19 protein-coding genes are annotated in these 23,501 nt (G+C 39.7%); 11 read left to right on the forward strand and 8 right to left on the reverse strand.

Going from position 1 to position 23,501, the window contains the following annotated elements:
• Positions 1–92 precede the first annotated feature (92 nt).
• The 5 genes from J8L85_RS15810 to J8L85_RS15830 all read left to right on the forward strand — a co-directional run bounded on the left by J8L85_RS15810 (position 93) and on the right by J8L85_RS15830 (position 10,256).
• Entirely contained in the window at positions 93–3,665 is a 3,573-nt protein-coding gene (locus tag J8L85_RS15810; RefSeq protein WP_211018883.1) for a SusC/RagA family TonB-linked outer membrane protein, read from the forward strand.
• 19 nt (positions 3,666–3,684) lie between these two features.
• Positions 3,685–5,103: a SusD/RagB family nutrient-binding outer membrane lipoprotein gene (locus J8L85_RS15815; RefSeq protein ID WP_211018885.1), complete on the forward strand. Its 1,419-nt coding sequence runs from the start codon at positions 3,685–3,687 to the stop codon at positions 5,101–5,103.
• Between the two features lie 389 nt (positions 5,104–5,492).
• A complete protein-coding gene (locus tag J8L85_RS15820) occupies positions 5,493–6,995 on the forward strand; it encodes a carboxypeptidase (RefSeq protein WP_211018887.1) in 1,503 nt (500 codons plus the stop codon).
• Positions 6,996–7,051: 56 nt separating this feature from the next.
• Positions 7,052–8,557 carry a carboxypeptidase gene (locus J8L85_RS15825; protein ID WP_211018889.1) on the forward strand — a complete coding sequence of 502 codons (1,506 nt, stop codon included), beginning with the start codon at positions 7,052–7,054 and terminating at the stop codon, positions 8,555–8,557.
• A gap of 103 nt (positions 8,558–8,660) precedes the next feature.
• Entirely contained in the window at positions 8,661–10,256 is a 1,596-nt protein-coding gene (locus tag J8L85_RS15830; protein ID WP_211018891.1) for an amidohydrolase family protein, read from the forward strand.
• 18 nt (positions 10,257–10,274) lie between these two features.
• On the opposite strand, the gene J8L85_RS15835 is transcribed toward J8L85_RS15830, so the two are convergent.
• The 7 genes from J8L85_RS15835 to J8L85_RS15865 form a co-directional block, all read right to left on the reverse strand.
• The gene (locus J8L85_RS15835) at positions 10,275–10,460 is read right to left on the reverse strand and encodes a hypothetical protein (RefSeq protein WP_211018893.1); all 186 of its coding nucleotides are present in this window, start codon (positions 10,458–10,460) and stop codon (positions 10,275–10,277) included.
• A gap of 24 nt (positions 10,461–10,484) precedes the next feature.
• Positions 10,485–11,252, reverse strand: a complete 768-nt coding sequence (locus tag J8L85_RS15840; RefSeq protein WP_211018894.1) for a sigma-70 family RNA polymerase sigma factor — start codon at positions 11,250–11,252, stop codon at positions 10,485–10,487.
• Positions 11,253–11,377: 125 nt separating this feature from the next.
• Positions 11,378–12,031 (reverse strand): uracil phosphoribosyltransferase, encoded by a 654-nt coding sequence (gene upp / locus J8L85_RS15845; RefSeq protein ID WP_211018895.1) that lies wholly within the window; start codon positions 12,029–12,031, stop codon positions 11,378–11,380.
• A gap of 149 nt (positions 12,032–12,180) precedes the next feature.
• Positions 12,181–14,835, reverse strand: coding sequence for a carboxypeptidase-like regulatory domain-containing protein (locus tag J8L85_RS15850; RefSeq protein WP_211018896.1), 2,655 nt, complete (start codon positions 14,833–14,835; stop codon positions 12,181–12,183).
• A gap of 20 nt (positions 14,836–14,855) precedes the next feature.
• Positions 14,856–15,560 (reverse strand): GLPGLI family protein, encoded by a 705-nt coding sequence (locus tag J8L85_RS15855; RefSeq protein ID WP_211018897.1) that lies wholly within the window; start codon positions 15,558–15,560, stop codon positions 14,856–14,858.
• Between the two features lie 549 nt (positions 15,561–16,109).
• A complete protein-coding gene (locus J8L85_RS15860) occupies positions 16,110–16,751 on the reverse strand; it encodes a WG repeat-containing protein (protein WP_211018898.1) in 642 nt (213 codons plus the stop codon).
• A gap of 87 nt (positions 16,752–16,838) precedes the next feature.
• Positions 16,839–17,240, reverse strand: a complete 402-nt coding sequence (locus J8L85_RS15865) for a hypothetical protein (RefSeq protein ID WP_211018899.1) — start codon at positions 17,238–17,240, stop codon at positions 16,839–16,841.
• A 91-nt stretch (positions 17,241–17,331) separates the two neighbouring features.
• On the opposite strand from J8L85_RS15865, the gene J8L85_RS15870 reads away from it, so the two are divergent.
• The 5 genes from J8L85_RS15870 to J8L85_RS15890 all read left to right on the forward strand — a co-directional run bounded on the left by J8L85_RS15870 (position 17,332) and on the right by J8L85_RS15890 (position 22,215).
• Positions 17,332–18,483 carry a PAS domain-containing sensor histidine kinase gene (locus J8L85_RS15870; protein WP_211018900.1) on the forward strand — a complete coding sequence of 384 codons (1,152 nt, stop codon included), beginning with the start codon at positions 17,332–17,334 and terminating at the stop codon, positions 18,481–18,483.
• Positions 18,483–19,529, forward strand: coding sequence for a response regulator (locus J8L85_RS15875; protein WP_047247427.1), 1,047 nt, complete (start codon positions 18,483–18,485; stop codon positions 19,527–19,529). Before J8L85_RS15870 ends, J8L85_RS15875 begins: the two co-directional genes overlap by 1 nt.
• A 104-nt stretch (positions 19,530–19,633) precedes the next feature.
• Positions 19,634–20,479, forward strand: coding sequence for a universal stress protein (locus J8L85_RS15880; protein ID WP_211018902.1), 846 nt, complete (start codon positions 19,634–19,636; stop codon positions 20,477–20,479).
• 19 nt (positions 20,480–20,498) lie between these two features.
• Complete coding sequence (locus J8L85_RS15885) at positions 20,499–21,347, forward strand: universal stress protein (protein WP_211018904.1); 849 nt, start codon at positions 20,499–20,501, stop codon at positions 21,345–21,347.
• 28 nt (positions 21,348–21,375) lie between these two features.
• Positions 21,376–22,215, forward strand: a complete 840-nt coding sequence (locus J8L85_RS15890; RefSeq protein ID WP_211018907.1) for a universal stress protein — start codon at positions 21,376–21,378, stop codon at positions 22,213–22,215.
• Between the two features lie 36 nt (positions 22,216–22,251).
• Here the strand turns inward: J8L85_RS15890 and trxA are convergent, their stop codons facing one another.
• Entirely contained in the window at positions 22,252–22,551 is a 300-nt protein-coding gene (gene trxA, locus J8L85_RS15895) for a thioredoxin (protein ID WP_211018909.1), read from the reverse strand.
• Between the two features lie 113 nt (positions 22,552–22,664).
• Here trxA and J8L85_RS15900 point away from each other — a divergent pair, with 113 nt between their 5' ends.
• On the forward strand, positions 22,665–23,501 hold the full coding sequence (locus J8L85_RS15900; protein WP_211018912.1) for a universal stress protein: 837 nt from the start codon (positions 22,665–22,667) through the stop codon (positions 23,499–23,501).

The following is a 23,501-nucleotide window of genomic DNA, read 5'->3' on the forward strand; positions in this document are numbered from 1 at the left end:
AAATAAAAATCGGGAAATGTTGCCGCATTCCCCGATCAGTCAATTGTGAATTAAACATTGTACCAACAACTATTTAAATCCAACACAAAACTATGAAAAAATATAGAAGCGGTGTCTCACCGTTCCGGATATTGCCAAAAATTGATCTAAAAATGAAACTTACGATTCTTTTTCTGATAGTTTCATTATTAAAGATCCAGGCCAATAATTATACGCAAGGTGACAAATTCACCTTAGATCTAGAAAGAGCCAGTTTTGAAAAAGTTTTTGAAGAAATCGAAGCCATTTCTGAATATCGATTTTTATTTGAAAGCAATGAAATTGAGCTCGACAGAAAAATTACACTGAAAGTCAAGAACAAGAAAATAACGGAAGTTCTGGATTTTCTTTTTAAGGACACTTACATTAAATATAGGATAAAAGGGAGACAGGTAATTCTTATCAATGCCGAAATAAAACCTTTTCTTCAAAACCCCAAAGCTTCTTTAGACAACGAAAAAGAATCGGGGGCAACAGTACAACAACAAGTTAGCGGTGTTATCTACGACGGCCAAGGGCAACCTTTACCCGGGGCCAACGTACTTGAAAAAGGAACTACCAATGGATCACAAACAGATTTTGACGGTAATTTTACCATCTCGGTAGCCAGTGATGCCATCTTAGTAGTTTCCTATATTGGTTTTAAGACCAAAGAAGTACCGGTAAACAACCAGAGCACCATTAGCATTACACTTGAAGAGGACTCCGCCCAATTGGACGAGGTGGTGGTTACCGCCTTAGGTATTTCTAGAGAGAAAAAATCGTTGGGTTACGCTACCCAAGAAATTGACGGGGAAGATGTAAACAGAACGCCCACAGATAACGTAGCCAATGCGCTCTCCGGTAAGATCGCCGGTGTTCAGATCAAGAACAACACCAACCTTGGGGGATCTACCAATGTAGTGATCAGGGGTAGTACGTCGTTAACGGGAAACAACCAAGCATTGTTCGTAGTGGACGGTGTTCCGGTAAGTAATTCCAACTTCAACACATCTGACCAACAAAATGGTACCGGGGGTTTTGATTACGGAAATATGGCCTCTGACATTAACCCGAACGATATTAAATCCATTAACGTACTTAAAGGCGCCGCAGCCACCGCCCTATACGGGTCAAGGGCCACGAACGGAGCCGTTATCATCACCACCAAATCCGGTTCCGGGGCCAAAAAAAAACCAACCGTTACCATTAACTCCAATGTTACCGTTGGTTGGATAGACGAATCTACATGGCCAGAATTTCAATATGAGTATGGTACCGGTTACGGTGCGGTATATGGTTCTGGTGGCGATAGTTTTTTTGTAGATAACGATGTTGATGGCGACGGAGTTGTTGACATGGTCACTCCTTCTACCGCATATGGTTCTTACGGAGCTCCGTTCGACTCTAATTTAATGGTATACCAATGGGATTCTTTTTACGAAGGTTCGCCTACTTATTTACAACCCACCCCTTGGGAGGCACCAAAGGACAAACTGATTTCTTTCTTCGAAACACCCATAACAACGACCAATAGTGTTGCCGTTGCCGGTGCCGGGGAAAAAGCTACCTATAGAATAGCTTATACAAGATTTAACCAAGATGGTATACTGCCAAACAGTAACCTTACCAGAGATAATATCTCTATAAATACCACTTTTGACATTACCGATAAATTATCCGTTTCCGGTAGTGCCAATTATGTTTTGACCGATGCACTTGGTAGAAACAGAACAGGTAACGAAACAGGCGCCAATGCACAGAACGTAATCTCGTCCATGAGAAAGTACTGGGCCATGAACGTTGGTGTTCAAGAATTAAAAGACGCCTATTTTAGTACGGGCAACAACGTTGACCCTTTTATGGGAGGTACCATAGACAACCCTTATTGGGTAGTTTACGAGAACTATCAAAACGATTCTAGAAGTAGAATTTTCGGAAACGTTTCCGCAAAATATAAGTTCACCGATTGGTTGAATATAGAAGGAAGAGTATCATTGGACACTTATTCCTTTATACAGGAAGAAAGAAACAACAAAGGTACTGCCGGTGCAGTTGGTAGATATTCTAGAAGAAATATCAACTATAGCGAGGAGAACTACGATCTTATGTTGAATTTTAATAAGTACGTTACCGATAAATTAAATATTAGCGGTGTACTTGGTACCAATATTAGAAGAACAGATCTAAGCTCTATATATGCAGAAACCAATGGTGGTCTGGTATTGGAAGGATTATATTCACTTTCCAATTCGTATAGCCAACCAGCGGCACCTATTGAAAATGTCGAAAAAGTAGGTGTTGATGGTTTTTATGGACTGGCATCTTTCGGTTATGACAACCTAATTTATTTGGATGTAACCGGTAGATTTGACCATTCCTCTACATTACCATCGGAAAACAGCACCTATTTCTACCCATCTATCTCATCGAGTTTTGTTTTTTCCAACATCATAGACAAAAGCTGGTTGAGCTTTGGTAAGTTCCGTTTAAATTATGCCGAAGTAGGAAGCTCTGCACCTGCCAATAGCTTGGTAGATGTTTTAGACAAACCAACACCTTTTGGATCTGTAGCCCTCTATGGCACCAATGCGACCAAAAACAACCAAGACCTGGTTCCAGAAAAAACCGTGAGTATTGAGACAGGTTTGGAAATGAGGTTTTTGAACAGCCGTGTGGGCATGGACCTATCGTTGTACAAGACCAACTCTAAAGACCAGATTATACCCGTAGCAGTTTCAACAGCGACAGGTTATAGCTCTAAATTTGTAAACGCCGGGGAAATAGAGAACAAGGGTATAGAAATTGCACTTGACGGAAATATTATTCCGACAGGAGATTTTCAATGGAAAGCCAATGTTAACTGGGCCAAAAATGAAAGCACCGTTCTGTCTCTTTTCGAAGGTGGAAGCAACTTACAGTTAGGTTCTGTCTCTGGGGTCAGTATCAATGCAACCGTGGGCGAACCATACGGAACTATTCAGGGTACCGATTTCTTATATGTGGACGGTAAACCGGTCGTTAACCAAACAACGGGCGCTTACGAACGTACCACTACCTCCAATAATGTAATCGGGAACATTACACCTGATTGGACCGCCGGTATTACCAACTCTTTAAAATACAAAAACCTGGACCTTAGCTTTTTAATAGACATTCAAAGCGGTGGAGACGTATATTCGAACGATATATCTACAGGTAACAGATCTGGTCTTTACAGCTGGTCTGTGGGAACTAACGATCTAGGCAACCCTATTCGTAATTCGCTTGCCGATGGTGGTGGTATCATCTTGGACGGTGTTGCCCCCGATGGCTCCAAGAACACTGTTAGAACGGCAATGGATACGTATAGAAACGCAACCGGAAGTGTAATGGCCCCAAAGGCTTATTTCATTTACGATGCCTCTTATGTAAAGCTTAGAGAAGTAGCGTTGAACTATAATTTTCCTAAAATGAAATTTATGGAAAAACTGAGCATTCAGTCTTTTAGACTCGGTGTTGTCGGTTCAAATCTATGGATCATTCATAAAAACCTACCATTTGCAGATCCTGAAGCCGGGTTAAGTTCCGGAAACCTTCAAGGTTCTCAGAACGGGGTATTGCCAACGGTAAAAAACATTGGGGTAAACCTTCAAGTTCAATTCTAAACCAATAAAAAATTAGAAAATGAAAAACTATTATATCATATTTTTGACAGCCCTGTTTTTCTCATGCTCTGGAGATTTGGAAGACATGAACGTGGACGTAAAAAATGCAACTTCAGCACCTGCCGAAGCATTTTTCAATACAGCTTTAAAAAACATGTCCGACCTAGAAAGCGGCATCACTTATGGAGCTGATGGCAACCCTTTTAATACCACAAGACTTTTGGTACAACAAATTTCATCGGTCACCTATAATGAGGGTACCACCTATTATTCGAATTTTGATTGGAGCAATGTCTACATGGGGGTTCTTATAAACTTGTCCAAAAGTGCCGAGGTGGTCAATGAAGAAATAGCGTCGGAATCTGGCACTGCCGCCGTTAGCCAAAACAAACTGGCGATCATTGAGCTGATGAACGTGTACACCTATTCCAAATTAGTCGAATCTTTTGGGGATATTCCATACACCCAAGCTTTGGATGTAGATAATATTTCACCAGCCTACGATGATGCGGAAACCATCTATATCGATTTATTGGCAAGACTAAGTACCGCTCTTGGTAATTTGGATGAAACCGCCGCCGGTTGGTCAGACGATATTATGTACGACGGCAACATTAGCGGATGGAAAATGTTCGGTAGGTCTTTACAGTTGCAAATGGGCATGCGTATTGCGGATAGCAATCCACAATTGGCATCGGATACTATTGACGAAGCCGTTTCTGGCGTGTTTACCTCAAATGCCGACAATGCAGAAATCGAACATTTAGGTTCACAGCCCAACACCAACGAATTATGGACAGACCTTGCGGTAGGTAACAGAAGGGATTTTGTTGGCGCAAAACCTTTTATAGACTACATGAACGATTTGGACGACCCAAGATTAAATGTGTTTTTTCAACCTGTAGGTAGCGAATATATCGGGGCTCCTTCGGGGCTTGTAGTGGCCTATGACGATTACTCCATTTTCGGTACTCTTTTCTACGAACCTACAACTCCTGTATTGTTTTTAGATTATGCGACCGTAGAGTTTCTTTTGGCAGAGGCGGCCGAACGCGAATTGGGAGGTGTAACAGATGCCGAAATGCACTACAACAATGCGATCAAAGCTTCTTTTGAATACTACAATGTTGAAGGCGCGGATGCTTATCTATTGCAACCGGACGTTGCGTACGATACGGCACTTGGCGATTGGAAACAAAAAATAGGTATGCAAAAGTGGGTAGCTCTTTTTAACCAAGGATTGGAAGCATGGACGGAATACAGACGTTTGGACTACCCTAGTCTTTCCGCACCACCAGATTCATATGTAGATACGGTTCCTGTTCGATTGATATATCCTATTTCCGAACAAACCCTAAACCGTGCAAATTACGAAGCGGCGGCCGCAGCTATTGGAGGTGACCTACTCACCACTAAACTGTTCTGGGACCAGTATTGATAAAAAAAGTAATGAAACCAAAACATAGTTTTTAAATAAGGCAACATATAACAATACCCATAATAAAAGTTTTTAGTGTTCATAATTAGATGTAAGTATTGTTTAAGTTAGCCAGTGAACGAGTAAGGCAAAAGATCTACCATTAGGATTAACCTACCTAGGATTGTCTTTTGCCCCTCTTTCACTATCAAACCATTAAATTGAAGTTTATAACATAACATTTAGTACGATACCGACAAGCATCGGTACCCCTCTAAACTCCCAGATCGACCAACCAAAAAAGTATGACCCGAAGATGTAAGTATAGATACCATTAACCCCTATAACAACCAACATTGAGATGTCTTGGCAACAAGTAGTTCTCTTATTAACTAAAAAGAACAACAAGAATGAAAAAAATTTACAGACTACTACTCATCTTAAGTATAGTTTCTACTCCTATTGCAGCACAACAGCTCAACACGAATATGGACTCCGTTGTAACTACCTATGGACAAGTGACCATTAAAGGAGCTCCTGTAAAATATAAGGCAATAGCAGGAAAACAACCTGTTTGGGACGATAAAGGAAATATAATCGCCGGTCTCTATTTTACGTACTACGAAAGATCAAATATCAAGGATAGATCTAAACGTCCGTTGTTTATATCGTTCAATGGTGGCCCCGGGGCCGCATCGGTATGGATGCATCTTGGCTATACCGGACCCTACCGAGTTAAGGTAGACGACGAAGGGTATCCCGTACAGCCCTATGGTGTAGAAGAAAATCCGTATTCCATATTGGACGTTGCCGATATTGTCTATGTAGAACCCGTAAATACCGGTTTTTCCAGACCTATAGATTCTATGGACCAAAAAGAGGTCGCCAAAAGATTTTTTGGTGTCAATGCAGATATAAAATACCTGGCAAGCTGGATCAATACGTTTGTAACCAGACAAAACCGATGGGAATCGCCTAAATACCTTATCGGTGAAAGTTACGGCACCCCTAGGGTCTCTGGCCTATCGTTAGAACTACAAAATGCCCATTGGATGTATCTGAACGGGGTGGTATTGGTATCCCCAACAGGATTGGGAATAGAGCGTGGCACCGCCGTAGAGGCCGCCAACCTGCTCCCCTACTATGCCGCAACGGCATGGTATCATAAAAAATTATCGCCAGACCTACAATCAAAAGACCTCCCCGAACTATTATCGGAAGTAGAGGACTACACCGTTAACGAACTTATAACCATTATGGCCAAAGGAGGTTTTCTTCCGGCGGCAGAAAAAGAAGCAGCAGCTACTAAAATCTCCAAATACACCGGACTATCAAAAAAAGTGGTCTTGGAGCATCACTTAAGGATCCCAAAGAATTTTTTCTGGAAAGAACTTTTACGTGATGAAAGTTTTACCATAGGCAGACTGGATTCCAGATATTTGGGAATAGACAAAATGGATGCTGGCGACCGTCCGGATTATCCCGCAGAGTACAAATCATGGCAACATAGCTTTACCCCTGCCGGCAACTATTATTTTAAAAATCACCTTAATTACCATACAGACCTAAATTACTATATAGCAGGGCATACACGACCTTGGGACCGAAGTAACAATACTACCGGTGAAGACCTTCGCCAAGCCATGGCACAGAATCCATATTTACACGTATTCGTACAATCCGGTTACTACGATGGAGCTACCGATTATTTTAACGCACAGTACAACCTATGGCAAATGGACCCTAGCGGAAAACTAAAAGACCGCATGAGTTGGAAAGGCTACCGTAGCGGCCATATGATGTACTTGCGCACCGAAGACCTGGAATCTTCCAATGAGCACATTCGTGAATTTATAAAGCAATCGACCCCAAAAGAGGGCCAACCCGCACTATACCCAAGAAAAACAAACTAACGAATGTTTAGTAGACCTATAAATAGCCTTTAAGAAAGAACATTAAAACCAGTGAGATGAATAAATTATTGACGATTACAATAGTATGGCTGCTATTTGCCTTGCCCTTACAGGCCCAGCAACTGAACACCAGTATGGATTCTACGGTAACCACGAACGGGGTGGTCACCATAAAGGGAACACAGATCAAATACACCGCCACCACAGGAAAACAACCTGTTTGGGATGAAAAAGGAGAAATTATAGCAGGTTTATATTTTACATATTACCAACGATCGGGCATTAGTAACAAAGCCAAAAGACCGCTTATCATTTCATTTAACGGGGGACCGGGTTCGGCATCGGTATGGATGCACATCGCTTACACCGGACCAAAAATCTTAAAAATAGACGATGAAGGTTATCCTATACAGCCATACGGCATTAAAGACAACCCATACTCTATTCTAGACGTCGCGGATATCGTATACGTAAACCCTGTAAACACAGGCTACTCAAGAGCCGTAAGCACTATGGACCCCAAAGAGGTTTCAAAAAGGTTCTTCGGGGTAAACCCAGATATCAAATACCTTGCGACTTGGGTAAACACGTTCGTAACAAGACAAAACCGTTGGGAATCGCCAAAATACCTCATCGGCGAAAGTTATGGTACGCCTCGCGTTTCAGGGTTATCGTTAGAATTACAGAACAGGCACTGGATGTATCTCAATGGGGTGATCTTGGTTTCACCGACCGGATTGGGAATAGAACGCGGCACGGCTGTGGAAGCTGCCAACTATCTGCCATATTATGCCGCCGCGGCATGGCACCACAAAAAATTGCCCGCCGATCTACAGGCCAAAGATCTTACCGATGTTTTACCTGAAGTAGAGGCCTATACCGTCAACGAATTAATTCCGATCATGGCCAAGGGAGGCTTTTTACCCGAAGCCGAAAAAAATAAAGCGGCTGCCCGTATAGCAAAATATACCGGGTTATCAGAAAAAGTAATTCTAGAACACAACCTAAGAATACCTAAAAGGTTTTTTTGGAAAGAGTTGTTACGTGACGAAGGCTTTCATATCGGAAGGTTAGATTCCAGGTATTTGGGAATAGATAGAATGGATGCAGGCGAACGCCCCGATTACTCGGCGGAACTTACCTCGTGGCTACACTCGTTTACTCCAGCGATCAACTACTACATTAAAAAGCACTTAAACTACAACACCGATTTAAAATATAATATGTTCGGACCGGTACACCCATGGGATCGCAGTGGCAATACCACCGGTGAAGACCTGCGCCAGGCTATGGCACAGAACCCCTACCTACATGTAATGGTGCAAGCGGGGTATTTTGATGGGGGAACCGATTATTTTAACTCCAAATACAATCTATGGCAAATGGACCCCAGCGGAAAATTACGTGAACGTATGAGCTGGCATGGTTACCGTAGCGGACATATGATGTATTTACGTAACGAAGACCTTGAGACCTCTAATGAGCACATCAGGGAATTTATAAAACTATCGACCCCAAAAGAAGGACAACCGGCTCAATATCACCGAAATCCGAAAAATTAATTTATAAAAAAAGCAACCGATCACTGACTAAAATAAACTTCTATGTTTATTTTCATAAAACCAATGATCATTTAAAACAACATAACCAAAATTTAAATTTCGTATGAAAAACCTAAAACACCAATTAGCATTAGTTGCCTGCTTTCTTTTAGTAGTTAGTGCTCATGCCCAAATTGCCAAAGCTCCAGATCGCCAAGAGGGCGAAGGACCATGGTCTCAATTGATCATCAGGGGCGCTACCCTAATAAACGGCACCCTGGCCCCTCCTATTGGCCCTGTGGACATTGTAGTGGAAAAGAACAAGATCGTAGAAGTTAAAACCGTTGGTTATCCTGGGGTTCCGATCAAAGAATCTAGGCGACCAAAACTAAAGCCGGGCGGTAAAGAGCTGAATGCAGAGGGGCTCTATATACTACCGGGTTTTGTAGACTCGCACGCACATATCGGAGGTAAATCGCAAGGTACATCCGCAGAATATGTATTTAAATTATGGATGGGCCATGGTATCACCACCATTGTAGACCCAAGTAGTGGTAATGGAATTGATTGGGTTCTTGATGCCAAAAAGAAAAGTGCCCAAAATAAAATAACGGCACCTAGAATAAAAGCCTACACCGCTTTTGGCCAAAATAGCAAAGAACCTATTGCCACCGAAGAGCAGGCAAGGGAATGGGTGCGCAACAATGCCAAAATAGGAGCGGACGGAATTAAGTTTTTTGGTGCCTCGCCTACGGTAATGGCAGCTGCCTTGGACGAAAACAAAAAATTGGGACTTCGTTCTAAAATGCACCATGCCCAGCTTTATGTGGGTAGCTGGAATGCATTGACCAGTGCCAGGGCCGGCCTTACTTCTATGGAGCATTGGTATGGTCTGCCAGAAGCCCTTTTTGATGACAAAACGGTACAGAACTACTCGTTGAATTACAACTATCAGAATGAGCAAGATCGTTTTGGTGAAGCAGGCCAACTATGGAAACAGGCAGCAGCTCCGTATAGCGAAAAATGGAACAGTGTTATGAACGAACTCTTAGAGCTCGATTTTACGCTATCGCCCACCTTTGTGATCTACGAAGCCAACCGTGACCTGCACCGTGCCCGTAGAGCGGAGTTCCACGAAGAATATACGCTACCTTCTTTATGGGAGTTCTATGCACCAAGTAGAGAATCGCACGGTTCTTATTGGCACGATTGGGGAACCGAAAAAGAAATTGAATGGAAAGAAAATTATAAGCTTTGGATGACCTTCGTAAACGAATACAAGAATCGTGGAGGAAGGGTCACGGTAGGTACCGATGCCGGTTTTATCTATGAACTATACGGTTTTGCTTATCCCCGTGAAATGGAACTGTTAAGAGAGGCAGGCTTTCACCCATTGGAAGTTATCAAGGCGGCTACCCTGAACGGAGCAGAGGCTTTGGGCATGGACGACCAAATAGGTTCTGTAGAAGTAGGTAAATTGGCCGATTTTGTAATCGTCGAGGAAAATCCTTTGGAGAACTTTCAGACCTTATACGGAACAGGAGCCATAAGACTAACGGAAGACAATGAGGTAGTTCGTGTAGGCGGCGTTAAATACACCGTAAAAGATGGTATTATTTATGACGCAAAACAACTCTTGGAAGATGTTAAGGAAATCGTTAGAAAAGAAAAAGCCAAAACAAACTATAAAATAACCCAACCGGGAACAGATAAATATTAAAGCAATATGATAGTGGGCCTAATAGAGGCCCACTAATCTTACTATTATCTTCCATTGTTTTTTACCGTAATAAAGAAACTGAAAAAGAAAAGCATATCTGTTGCCCGATATAAAGGCAAGTATGGGGACCATAGGTAAAAGTACGATGCTACCTTCTATGAAAAAAGGCAGTACCCTTGCGAGGTAACTGCCTTTTATCTCCATCTAAAAACAATCTATTATAAGATCTTAATTACTATCGATCAAAAATCTTTTATTAAAACTATCCTTCAATATTTTTCTGGCCCTTTTTAAAAGCTCCGATACCTCTTCACTGGACACTTTTTTAATATGGGCAATTTCTTCGGCAGTAAAACCTTGATCGTTGTACAACTGAAAAATAGTTCTCATGGGCAATGCCATTTTGTGCAACACAAAGTCTATATGACGATCTATACGTTCTTTGTCCAGACTTTTGTCCAGTTTTTCGGCCAGTTCTTTTTCCTCATTGGTTACGAACACATGATCTAGGGTGTAATTATTCTTAGGGTACGATATGTCGTCCAACTCATCTACCATCATCAGGTCTCCATCGCCATCGGTACTAAAATCCTCTTCCATAGCGTCCCATTCAGGTTTGGAATACTTGTCTATATTATCAAAAAAGACACTATCGAACTGTTCTTCCGTCAAACTATCGTCCAACAATTCATCCACCTTTTTATATAAAAACGGAACCAGTTCTTTTTCGTTCTCTATTTCGTCTATATGATCGTACAATTCTATGAACAGTTGGTCCGTAAAATCTCCGGGAGAAAACATATCGCTATTCAATTCACCCCTTACTACGGCCGCTTTTAACCTAGAGGCAACATATTTCTTTACTTCGGGCAGTATTTCCAACAACGCTTTATTAAAATCCTCTTGGTTATCCTGCTTCTTATAGGTCACCAATTTTCCATAGGTCTGTGCCACCAAGACCCGAAAATTCCCTTTATCTAATACCTCTTCTTTCATGATGTGTATTATTTAGTATTGCGCTTATAAAAGTGCGAACTTCTTTAAAGAAAGAAAATGATATATGTCAGTCAATTAATCAAACCTTTTGACTTTCGTATTCAGGAAATACAAAAAGTGCCAAACTACATCTTGATTCCGAAAGATAAATCACCGGCATCTCCCAACCCTGGTAATATATAGCCCCTTGCATTTATATCTGGATCAACCGCCGCGATCCATAAATGCGTATTTTCCGGAAACACTTTTTTAACATAATCGACTCCTATAACAGAACCTATTACCGCAACTATATGTATCTGAGCCGGGGTGCCATAAGGCTCTAAAGCCTTTAGCACATTTTCCATGGTTTTGCCCGTGGCCAACATTGGATCAGAGAGCACCAAAACCTTACCTTCTAACGAGGGGGTCGCAAAGTAATTGACGATCACTTCAAAATCGTCCTCATTGTTTTTATGCTCGCGGTAGGCTGAGACAAACCCGTTCTCTACCTTGTCAAAATAATTAAGAAGACCCTGATGTAAGGGTAGGCCCGCCCTTAAAATGGAACACAGCACCAAGTTTTCTTGCGGTAAGGCCATTACCTTTTCTCCCAAGGGTGTCTGCACCGTTGTATCTGAATATTGCAAGGTCTTGCTCATTTCATACCCTAATACTTCACCTATTCTTTCGATATTTCGGCGAAACCTCATCGAATCTTTTTGAATATGAACATCTCGCATTTCTGAAACAAACCTGTTTAAAAGCGAATTGTCTTTTCCTATATTATGAATGGTCATTACTTAAAAATTTTGCTTTTAAGTTACGGTTTTCATGAAAATAATCTCGTTGCAACGGCGAGAATAAAACTACAAAATAGTTCTCCCCAAAAACACCTTTGTATTGGCCCCTCTGTTATTTTACCAAGAAGCCATCACAATAGATCCGCTTACAGCTTATAATTTAAATTTACCATTACGGTTCTGGGAAAAACACGTCTTCTGTGTTCCATAAAATAGAGGGAGTTATACTGATTTGAAGATTGACTAATATTGTTCCCCAAGTTATAAGCCTCTACACCTATTTCGAAAGGGGAATCTTCTTTATGATAAAACACCTTGGCCCCTATCAAATTAAAATATGAACTGTTGGATTGGCTCTTATTGCTATAAAAATTTTGAAAAAATGACATCTCAAATTTCCAATCTTTATAATCATAAGATGCCGAAAAATCCACATCGGTCGTAAAAGTCCTATTCTCAAAATATGGATTCGAATATTTATAAAAAGAGTTGTTCATTGTAAGTTCTATGTTTGGAAATTCTTCAAATTCTGTCCGAAACCTAAGATCACTGTTCACGTTTACAGAATTGTTGAACGTTTGTTCCCCGTTAAAAATAGAAATGCCATTCTTATAAAAATAGGTATTGTACAAAGACACCCCCCAGTACTTTCTTTTGTAGCTGCCATTTACGGACACATCGTAAGAATCTGTACTATTATCCAGTTGGTAAGAAGACACTCCAACGGCAATACCGTCCGATGTTATATTTTGGATAATAGGTTCTTTATGTTTTCTATATCCGAGCTTTGTATACAAACTAAAGCCATAGGCCTTTGTCGCGGAAAATGACAACAAGGCCCTTTCTGTTGTTGTCTGCATCAAATAAGGATTTCCTTCTGTAATTAAATTGAAATCGGTAATCGTATTTCCGGAAAGTCTGGAGTTAGGGCGTGGATTTGAAACGGACATGTTATAGGAGAGTTCCAAACTTTTTTTCTCATCAAAATTCCATTCGATCTTTCCCACGGGAAGTATATTGTTCTCATAGTACGTATTCTCAAAAAGTGCGTGGCGATCTTTCCAAAACACATTCTGAAAAACCACACCAAAATCGACAATAACGGGTTTGCCTATATACCATTTATGGGTCACCGAAGTATTCAATTCATTCAGAAGACTACCAAAATCGTTTGAAAACCCACTAATGAAGGTATATTGTGGTTGCCCCGTATCTTGAACGGCAAAATTATCGAGGCTGCTCTTTTGTAATTTGGCATTAAAGCCAAAAGTAACAATGTTAGTTCTAAAAGGTCTATAATGATGTTTTAAATCCAAGTCAAGGTTAGTATATTTTCTTTCTCCTTCATCTATCACTTTATAGGTATCTACCTCCGATAATGGTATGGATTCCGAAAAAATATCATAGGCACTGTGCCACCTATTTGTATAAAATTCCCTATTGTCATAAAAGCTCAACTTGGCAGAGGATACGTTTTTTCCCGAAAACCATTTATCAACATTGGCATTCATTAAAAACCGTTCTCCTTGTTGGGTATTTTGTACGGTATAGTGCCTTGTATCTTCCGCATTGTCAGATATATTTATCCCATCCGATTCTAGATTACTTTTATCAAAGGCAACATCCAATTTTACAACGGTATACAAATCCGGGGTGTATTTGTATTTCATCTTTCCATAATAGATCTTATTGTTGCCCGTAAGATTTTTTATCCTGTTCTCTATATCTTGTGAGGGTTGGTACGTATAATTGTACATATCCTCGTTTAACGTCCTATCGGACATACCTAGCGCAAATGCCCTAAACTCGTGTATATCATTGGGGTTGTACTGAAAGTTATACCCACCAAAATAATGGTTGTTATCATAATAATCGGTGTTCTGCAAAAACTTCCCTATCGGCGAATCATACACATCTATAATACCCTGTATATCTTTCTCGCCATCTATAGCCAGGTAATCGGATAAAGTAAAAGACCTAGTTGGCGTATTGTTCATATCACCAATAAGATTATGCACCACGGTAGGGGAGTATTTAAAGATACTTGGATGAAACCGATATCTATCCTTATATCCGACACCGGCTTCTATATCCCCAAAAAGAAAGTTTTCTTTCCCTTCTTTTAGCTTTATGTTCATGACAAGTTCGTCCGAATTTTCAAACTCTTTCAAAAAAGGGGTTTCGTTGTAGTCCTCTATCATTTGAACTTCGCTCACGACATCTGCCGGAATGTTTTTGGTGGCCATTTTAGGCTGTCCCGTAAAAAATGTCCTGTCCTCTACCATCACCGCTCCTACTTTTTTGTTCTTAAAGAAAACGTCCCCTTCCTTATTTACATAGATTCCTGGAAGTTTTTTTAAGACCGCTCCAAGTTTTCTTTCTTTTCCGTTAACAAAGGCATCTACTTGATAAGAAGTCGTATCTTTTTTAACCTTTATAGGGGGTGTATAATTGACTACCACTTCTTGCAACTCGTTCAAAGCTTCTTTCAGCACATAGTCCCGGGTTGTGTTGTTCTGTATAAATACGATGGTTTCTTTCAAAGGTTCAAAACCCATAAAGGTTATATTCAATGTATATTCGATATTTTTTTGAACATTTATTCTGAACCCGCCATCTTTACCCGACACAGCAAAAGAGAGGGGAATGGTCCGATCTTGCGGGTATAGTACTATATTGGCTCCTTCCAGCACATTACCTTCTATATCTTTTACCGTTCCAGAAAAAGTAGTTTTTTCTTGGGCCAAACAGCTTACAACGACCAATAGTGCCGAAATATGAATAAAAAAACGAGATAACATCTAATAACGATAGCGTATTATTAATCTTCGGTTACCTTTCTTGCTCTTCTCATTAAAATATGTTTTTCATCGGTGGTAATTACCCTACCTGGCTTTATCTTTTCTATTGGCTTAATGCCTTTTGCAGGATTTAGGGTTACCTTATCCGCAACAATGATAATATGACTACGCTCTAATTGCAGAATAAGCCCGGGAAGACCTCCAAACCCCGACGGCCCATAAGGCACAGGTATTTCTGGAGTGTACCAAGCCTCTATAGTAAACTCGTTTTCGGTATAATATTGCACGTGGTGTTGCGTGGCTTTGTAACAGGTATAACCACCTATGCTCTTGGTCTCGTTATGTAGTGTCCACCCGTTCATTCTATCGTTAAAGGAGACTATATACATAGAGTCCTTTATTTTCTTGTTTCTGTAAGCTGTGTTCTTTTTCGCATCTTGGTACCATGATCTGTCCGAAAAGGCAATTCCAGATGCTATTTTGGCCATAAACTCATCATGGGGGGCATGGGGCAGTTCCTCAAAAAAAGATTCTTTCGTATTATACCGCAATACATATTTCATGTCATTTATTTCAAGTGCCAATTTTCTGGCAAAATCCTTGTCCTTTTTTATAGTGGCTACATCATAATATATAGAATGGTACTCTACCACCCCTTCTTGAGAATATGCAAACCATGTTATTACAAGAAAAATAAATATAGTAGTGTTTTTTATCATTATCATTTACGCTTTACTTAGAAAAAGAAGACCGTCGTTCCTTTTTGACGGTCTTCTAATTTTATTAAACAATAAAACTATTCCGGCGAAACACAATGCTTATATGCCATTTCATTATTATCAACCAATCCTACATTAATAGTTTCTTGAGTATTTGCAATGAATGGAACCAGAAAAAGAAAAATGATTATTTTATATCCGAGTTCATTGACTTTCAAATGTACCTTACCTTGTTTTGTTTTGTAAATACAGTTTAGAAATAAAAGACTTGTTCCACATAGTCAAAACGTTTATTGCTCCACAATGTACCTTAAAACCTCTTTAAAAGTAAGAAAAAACATAATAAAAAAAACTCAGTACAGGACCCAAAACATACACTGTACGTTCCCCCTGTTAAAATATATGCTTCCCTTTATATTTTATAGCGAAAAAAATAGTTGACACCTATCTTTCTAAAACAAAAAAAGCAGGCCTACATACTACAGCAGACCTGCTCTTAAAAAAGAACATAATACCAGATTATCTTAGGGCCACGCCCAACACCCTCTTACTTTTTTAATTTTTGGTATCCAACTTACGTATCTCCCAACCTTTATCTTGTTTGTGTATGGCCACTAACCCCTTATTCAATATTTTTGCCCCTATATCTGGCATTTTATACCTTTTTACGGTCATTTGAATATGGTCTCTTTTTTCGAAATAATCGGTTATTTCACCTTGGGTGTTTACCATGACATCAAAGAATTTATAGTCATAGATCTTTAACTTAAACTCATTTTCGCCCCTAAAGGTCTTATCGAACAACACCCCGGTTGTAACCCCGTTCTCAAACGGATAAATATTTAAAAATTGGGGTTCTATGACGGTCTCTCCCTTGGTGTTTATAAAGCCGAATACGGGCACCCCATCCTCTACCTTTTTCACTATCATGCAAAGTCCTTCGTTAAAGACAGGATATTTGACCGCAGCGACATCTTCTTTTGATAGGTCTGCATTTTTGTTCCAATAAATATCGTCTCTAAAATCGATGACCAATGTACCTTGATCATTTATAAACCCCCATTGTTCCCCTTGCCGCACAGCGGCCAAGCCCTCGCTAAAAGGAGCGATCTCGTCAATATTACCAATTGTTTGAGCGGATAAGGCAGTAGTGAACATAAGCACTATCAGCCCCCATAATTTTCTGCTATTTTTCATGATTCATTTTTTTTTAAAGTGTCCACTAATGTAATTTGTTGCTATTGAGAATACTATGACCTTTATCAGCCTTCATTATTTTTTGATCTACCTGAACAGTATTTCGATCTTTGCCAATAATATCAGTTCCGATTTGTTTTTGCCCGCAAAGGCATTTGCCATGGCATTGCCCGTATCCATCACTAAACGCTTTATTTCGGGTGTAAATTTTTCTTTGTGTTCTTCATAAAACTCCACAAACTCATTATAGCTCTCCTTTGGGTCCGTCTCATTGGCGAACAACCAATCAAAGGCGGTCTCTATCATAAAGGCGGCATCGGTGCCAAATTCATCTTCTATCTCATCTATATCCAACCAATAACTACGTATAAAAGACCTCAAATGCTCTATTTCTTTGGTATGCACGTTGCCATCTATACTTGCGACGGCATAAAAAAGTTTTCCCAGGTTTTCATACAAGGCTATACCCGTATTTTCCGAATTCATCATAACATTAAATTTATGGGTTACTTGATGGGAAAAATAACATGATAATTCTTACTTTACTATGATAAGTATCAGTTTAATATTATCTTGTAGAATGCCAATGTTTCAAAAAAACAGTGATATATTCAATATTTTGGCCGAAGGTATTTCGGAGGGTATTATTGTGGTGAATACCAAACAAATAATCGTGGCCACCAATACTTCTGCAGAGCAGCTTTTTGGATACGAAAAAGATGAGCTTATAGGCAAATCATTGAACGTGATCATCCCTACCCGGTATCATAGTCAACATACGAGCCATGTTTCAAATTTTATAGATAAAGGCAAAAAAAGACGAATGGGCCAGGGTATGGATCTGAACGGTCTTCGTAAAAATGGGGAGGAATTTCCGGTAGAAGCAGGTCTTAACCCTTTTAAAATTTATGGTGACACTTATGTGCTGGCCTTGGTAACCGACATTACCGAAAGAAAAAATTACACCCTAAAACTGGAACAGACCGTACAGGAACGTACCAAACAATTAACAGAGGCCCTCATTAAAGAAAAAGAACTCAATGAGCTTAAAACAAGGTTTTTATCGTTGGTGTCGCACGAATTTAAAACGCCCCTTAGCGGTATTCTTACTTCTATAACCCTTTTGTCCAAATACACAAAAACCGAACAGCAAGAAAAACGAGACAAACACATTGCTACCATAAAGTCTAAAGTTCGCCAACTAAATACCATATTAAGCGATTTTCTTTCTGTAGAGCGTTTAGATTCTGGCAAGGTAAATTACAACATAGAAAAGTTTGCGTTGAGCAAATTGATCAACGAGGTCATATACGATGCCAATATGTTGCTAAAGACAGAGCAACATATTCAATACCCCGATAATATTGATGAAGTACAAATTACGTTCGACGAAAAAATATTGGGCCTGGCGCTATCCAACTTAATAAACAACGCCATAAAATATTCCCCTGAACAGACAACGATCAAAATTATCTTTAGAAGAGAAGCGGAGTATATTTACCTAGAGGTTATAGATCAAGGTATAGGTATTCCTAAATCTCAACAAAAGCATATTTTTGACCGTTATTTCCGGGCCGAGAATGCCTTATTGAGCCAAGGTACCGGTATAGGCCTAAATATTGCAAAACAACATTTGGAAAATCTGGGGGCAAGTCTTTATTTTGAAAGCGAAGAAAATGTAGGTTCTACCTTTACGATCCGTATTCCCAAAAACCAAGAAACCAAAAGATGATGAAGAAACTTTTACTGATCGAAGATGACAGGGTTCTCAGAGAAAACACGGCAGAACTTTTGGAACTTTCAGACTATACCGTACTTACCGCCCCCAATGGCAAAGCCGGTATTACCGCTGCCAAAGAGCATTTGCCAGACCTTATTATTTGCGATATTATGATGCCGGAAGTGGACGGGTACGGTGTTTTAGAAGATTTATCTTCGGATAGTAGTACACAGCATATACCTTTTATTTTTCTTTCTGCCATTACAGAACACAAAAGCATCCGAAAAGGAATGGATCTTGGTGCGGACGACTACCTTACCAAACCTTTTGAAGAAGAGGACCTGATCAGCGCAGTAGAAAGTAGGTTGGCAAAAGCGGCACTGCTTCAGAAGAATGGAGCCAAGGAAACAAAAGACGAAGACACCTATGAATTACGAGACCTAAACCAGCTCAAAAATTATTTTGACGATAATGGCGAGATTTTGGAATTTGAACAGGGCGATACCATATATGAAGAAGGGTCTAGATCACATACGGTTTACCTGATTACCCGCGGCACCGTAAAATGCCATACCGTAGACCCCGAAGGCAAAGAGCTAATTACATCGCTACACCGGGCAGATGATTTTTTAGGTTTTACTTCTTTTATGCACAATACCCCTTATAAAGAATCTGCCAGTGCCCTAGAAAATGTGGAACTTGCCGCTATCTCTAAAGACGAACTAATGGGGATCTTAGAAAAAAACAGTTCGATCTCTTTAGAACTAATGGAACTTCTTTCGGGCAATATCACCGAGATAAAACAACAGCTTCTACAAATGGCCTATAGTTCTGTACGGAAAAAAACGGCCCAGACATTATTACAATTTGCCCAAATAATGAACAAGAGCGCAGATGACGCCATTAAAATATCTAGAAGCGACCTTGCCAGTGTGGCCGGTATTGCCCCAGAAAGCCTTATTAGAACCCTGTCCGGTTTTAAAAAGGAAGGGCTCATCGCCATCGAAGGTAGAAACATTCGCATACTTAAACTGAAAGAACTTCAAAACATAACATAACTTATTACTTCTTAATCATTTAACCAGATTTGTCCACCATGACAAATATCATAGGTTTTCTTTAGGCCCTCCTATATTTTTAGGGCATCATTAAAAGAAAATCAATGAAAAATTTACTGATCCCTACCGACTTTTCCAGTAATGCGGCCCATGCAATTTCGTATGCGCTTGATCTCTTTAAATGTGAGCGTGCAAACTTTTACTTTTTGCACACCTATGCGGATGAAGTTTATGAGGTAACCCATAATGTTGAAGATTCTTTTTTTGATAAGCAGAAGAAGGCCATTGCCCTTAATTCTAAAAAACTCTTGGATGAGATCATCACCGAACAAAAGGAAAAAAGGCACAACCCAAGGCACCATTATGAGGCCGTAGCCACTTTTGACTCTTTGGTAGATGGAGTCAATTCTTTTATAAACATTAAAAATATAGACCTTACCATAATGGGCACCAAAGGAAAAACAGCCGATAAAAAGGTGACTTTTGGCAGTCACACGGTTCAGGTCTTTAAATATGTTAATTGCCCTGTATTGGCTGTTCCAGACCTGTACCCTTACAGCCCACCTAAAAAAATATTGTTCCCGACGGATTATATGGTACCCTACAAACGCAGAGAACTCAAACTGCTGGATATGTTGGCCGCCAGATATAAATCTGAAGTACACGCACTATACATTTCAGACTTTGAGGATTTGAGCCATAGGCAATTGGACAACAAAAAATTTTTAGAAGCTACATTGCCAAATGCCATTATACACTCTAAAAGAACATCGGTAAAAAACAAAGCGGAGGCCATCATGGAATATATGGACCTGAACCAAATGAACCTTTTAACCATGGTAAATTCTCGCCATTCTTTTTTAGAGGATATGCTATACCGCTCTACGGTAGATCAAATTGCGTTGCATACCCCTATTCCGTTCCTGGTTTTGCAAAACTTGCCCCGCTAACTATAAAAAGGTACGTACTATGAGAAAAATATTATTGACAACAGACTTTTCGGACAATGCGTGGAACGCCATTTTTACGGCATTAAAGGTATTCGCGAATGAAAAATGTGAGTTCACCATATTGCATGCCTACGAACCATCCATGCTGAACCTTCTTGATAGTAAAAATCAAAAAAGGTTAGGGGTGATCTATGACTCGCTTTCCCAGTACTCGGAAAAAGAAATGCAAGAGGTTCTAAACTATTTGGGGACCAACCACCATAACCCCAACCATCGTGTTAACGGTATTTCTAAAGCGGCCACCTTAACGGAAGCCATAGAAGAGGAGTCAAAAGAAAAAGATATGGACCTGTTGATCATGGGTACACAAGGTGCCACGGGAGCCAAAGAGGTCTTCATGGGCAGTAATACGGTAAAAGCAATAAAAACGGTAAAGAACATTCCTATTTTAACGGTACCGTCGGCCTATAATTTTCAAAGGTTAAAAGACATCATCTTTGCCACGGATTTTATGCAACAGTATGAAAAACACGGCCTACAACCATTAACGGATCTCGCGAAACTTTGGGATGCCAATGTCAAAATTGCCCATGTTGCCGTATCGTTTGTACTGAACGATACACAAAAGAAAAACAAAAGCGTGTTAGAACAACGCTTGAAAGGACTGAAACATGAATTTGTAGAAATTCCGTTTACCACAAGCATATCTAACGCCTTAGACACTTATGTAGATACAATAGATGATGCCATCTTAAGTATTATAAGACACCATCATACGTTCTGGCAAAAAGTTATTGGAGAACCGGTTATTAAAAAAATAGCCTTTCACTCCAACATTCCCGTGTTGTTTTTACCAGAACATATTTAATCACCCACAAACTAACAATAGATAAGTCATGAAAAATATTATGATCCCCACAGATTTCTCAGAAAATGCATGGAATGCACTACTCTACGGAATCTCATTTTTTGAAAAAACACATTGTGTTTTTCATATTGTCCATGTAAGTTCAATGAATACCAATGCCAGTGGGGAAACGCCTATGTACATTTCACCTGAAATATTGGAAGATTCATTATTAAAAGAAAGTATCGGTAAACTAAAAGAGCTCTTAGAAAGAATTCAACAACTACCGCTGAACCCCAAACATAAATTTGAGACGGTTGCCCTATATGGTTTTTTAACGGATCACTTAAAGAAAGAGGCCAAAGAAAGAGAGATAGATCTAATTATTATGGGTACCAAAGGGGCCTCTGGCCTTAAATCGGTTTCTATAGGCAGTAATACCGGTAATGTTATCACAAAAGTGCCCTGCACCGTTTTGGCAGTACCGGAGAATAGCACCTATCACAGACCTGTAGAGGTAGGTTTCCCCAGCGACTTTCAACTTAAGTACAATGTAAAGATCCTAGATACCATCCGTGATCTTATAACCCTTAAAAAATCTAGCTTAAGGTTCTTATATATTTCGGCAAAAGGGGAAGAGTTGAGCGAACAACAACAAAAGAACAAACAAATATTGGCAGATTATTTTAAAGATATCGAACAATCTTTTCATATGATCACCGGTAAAAAAATAGACGCTGCGGTACAGTGTTTTGCAGAAAGTAGAAATCTGGATATGCTGGTCATGGTAGCAAAAAACCTAAACTTCTTGGAACGCATTCTTTTTAGGCCAACCGTAGAAAAAATAAGCTACCATACCAAAATTCCGTTTTTGGTGGTGCATGAATAATACCCATACAACCTAACTATAAAAAGCCTTCAGTTGTTAGGCAAACTGCCTAACAACTGCAAGGATATCATTTTTCTGTAGCACCCCGGATTGCCTCCAAAGCTGTTTTCCGTTTTTAAATAACATCATGGTGGGCACTCCCCTTACATTATACTTATTGGCCAACGGCTGGTTTTTGTCCACATCTATCTTTACGATCTTTAAACCATCGCCCATATCATCTTTTACCTGTTTAAGAATAGGAGCCAACATTTTACAAGGACCGCACCAATCCGCAAAAAAATCTACAAGAACCGGTACTTCCGAATCGATTATCTGTTTAAACGAACTTTTCATTTTTCTACTATTAATAACACTAAATTACTAAAATTAGAAAGAGGTTCAACTGACCAATATCATGGTTTTTACAAAGTGAGACCCTTACATTTATGAAGTAAAATACTTTGATTATGACACGAATTCTTTTACCCACCGATTTTTCTGACAATGCCCTAGAGTCTATACATTATGCTTTACGGGCCTTTAAAGATGTAGAATGCACTTTCTTTCTATTAAACACCTATATGCCACCGGTTTACCATACGGAATATTTATTGGGCAGTCCGGGACAGATAGGTTTGGGCGATTTGCTTCAAGAACAGTCAAAGACCGATCTTAAAAAATTAAAAACACGATTGGAAGAAGAATTTGAAAACCCTTTACATACCTTCATCACCCATTCCGCTTTTAATATTCTATCGAGCGAAATAAGACATGTAGTAGAGAAGGAAAATATAGATATGGTCATCATGGGCACTAAGGGTGCCACCGGAGCCAAAGAAATTTTTATGGGGAGTAATACGGTCGATGTCATCAAGAACACAAAATGCCCCGTACTCGCCATACCCGACGGATTTGAGTACGAAGACCCAAAAATTATACTTTTTCCAACGGATTATGAAGTGGAATATGACGAGAAAAAAATGTCTTCCCTACTGGAAATTGCCGATAAACATTTGTCTGAAATAAACGTAATGCACGTTTCTACAGGCCACGAGCTTACCCCTATTCAACAAAAAAACAAGACAGACCTGGAAAAACTGTTGGGCTATAAAGCTTTGTTCCACGATGTTGGCAGTGATGAAATAATTTCGGCGATCAATAAATTTCAGATAAAGCAAAAAATAAATCTATTGGTCATGATCCAGAACAAGCACACTTTTATAGAGCGTCTTTTTATAGAACCTGTTATTAAAAAAATAGGATTTCATGTAACTGTTCCCTTTATGGTAATACCTCAATTATAA

Origin of the sequence: Maribacter sp. MMG018, from assembly GCF_018100785.1 — a bacterium.
Classification (GTDB): Bacteria; Bacteroidota; Bacteroidia; order Flavobacteriales; family Flavobacteriaceae; genus Maribacter.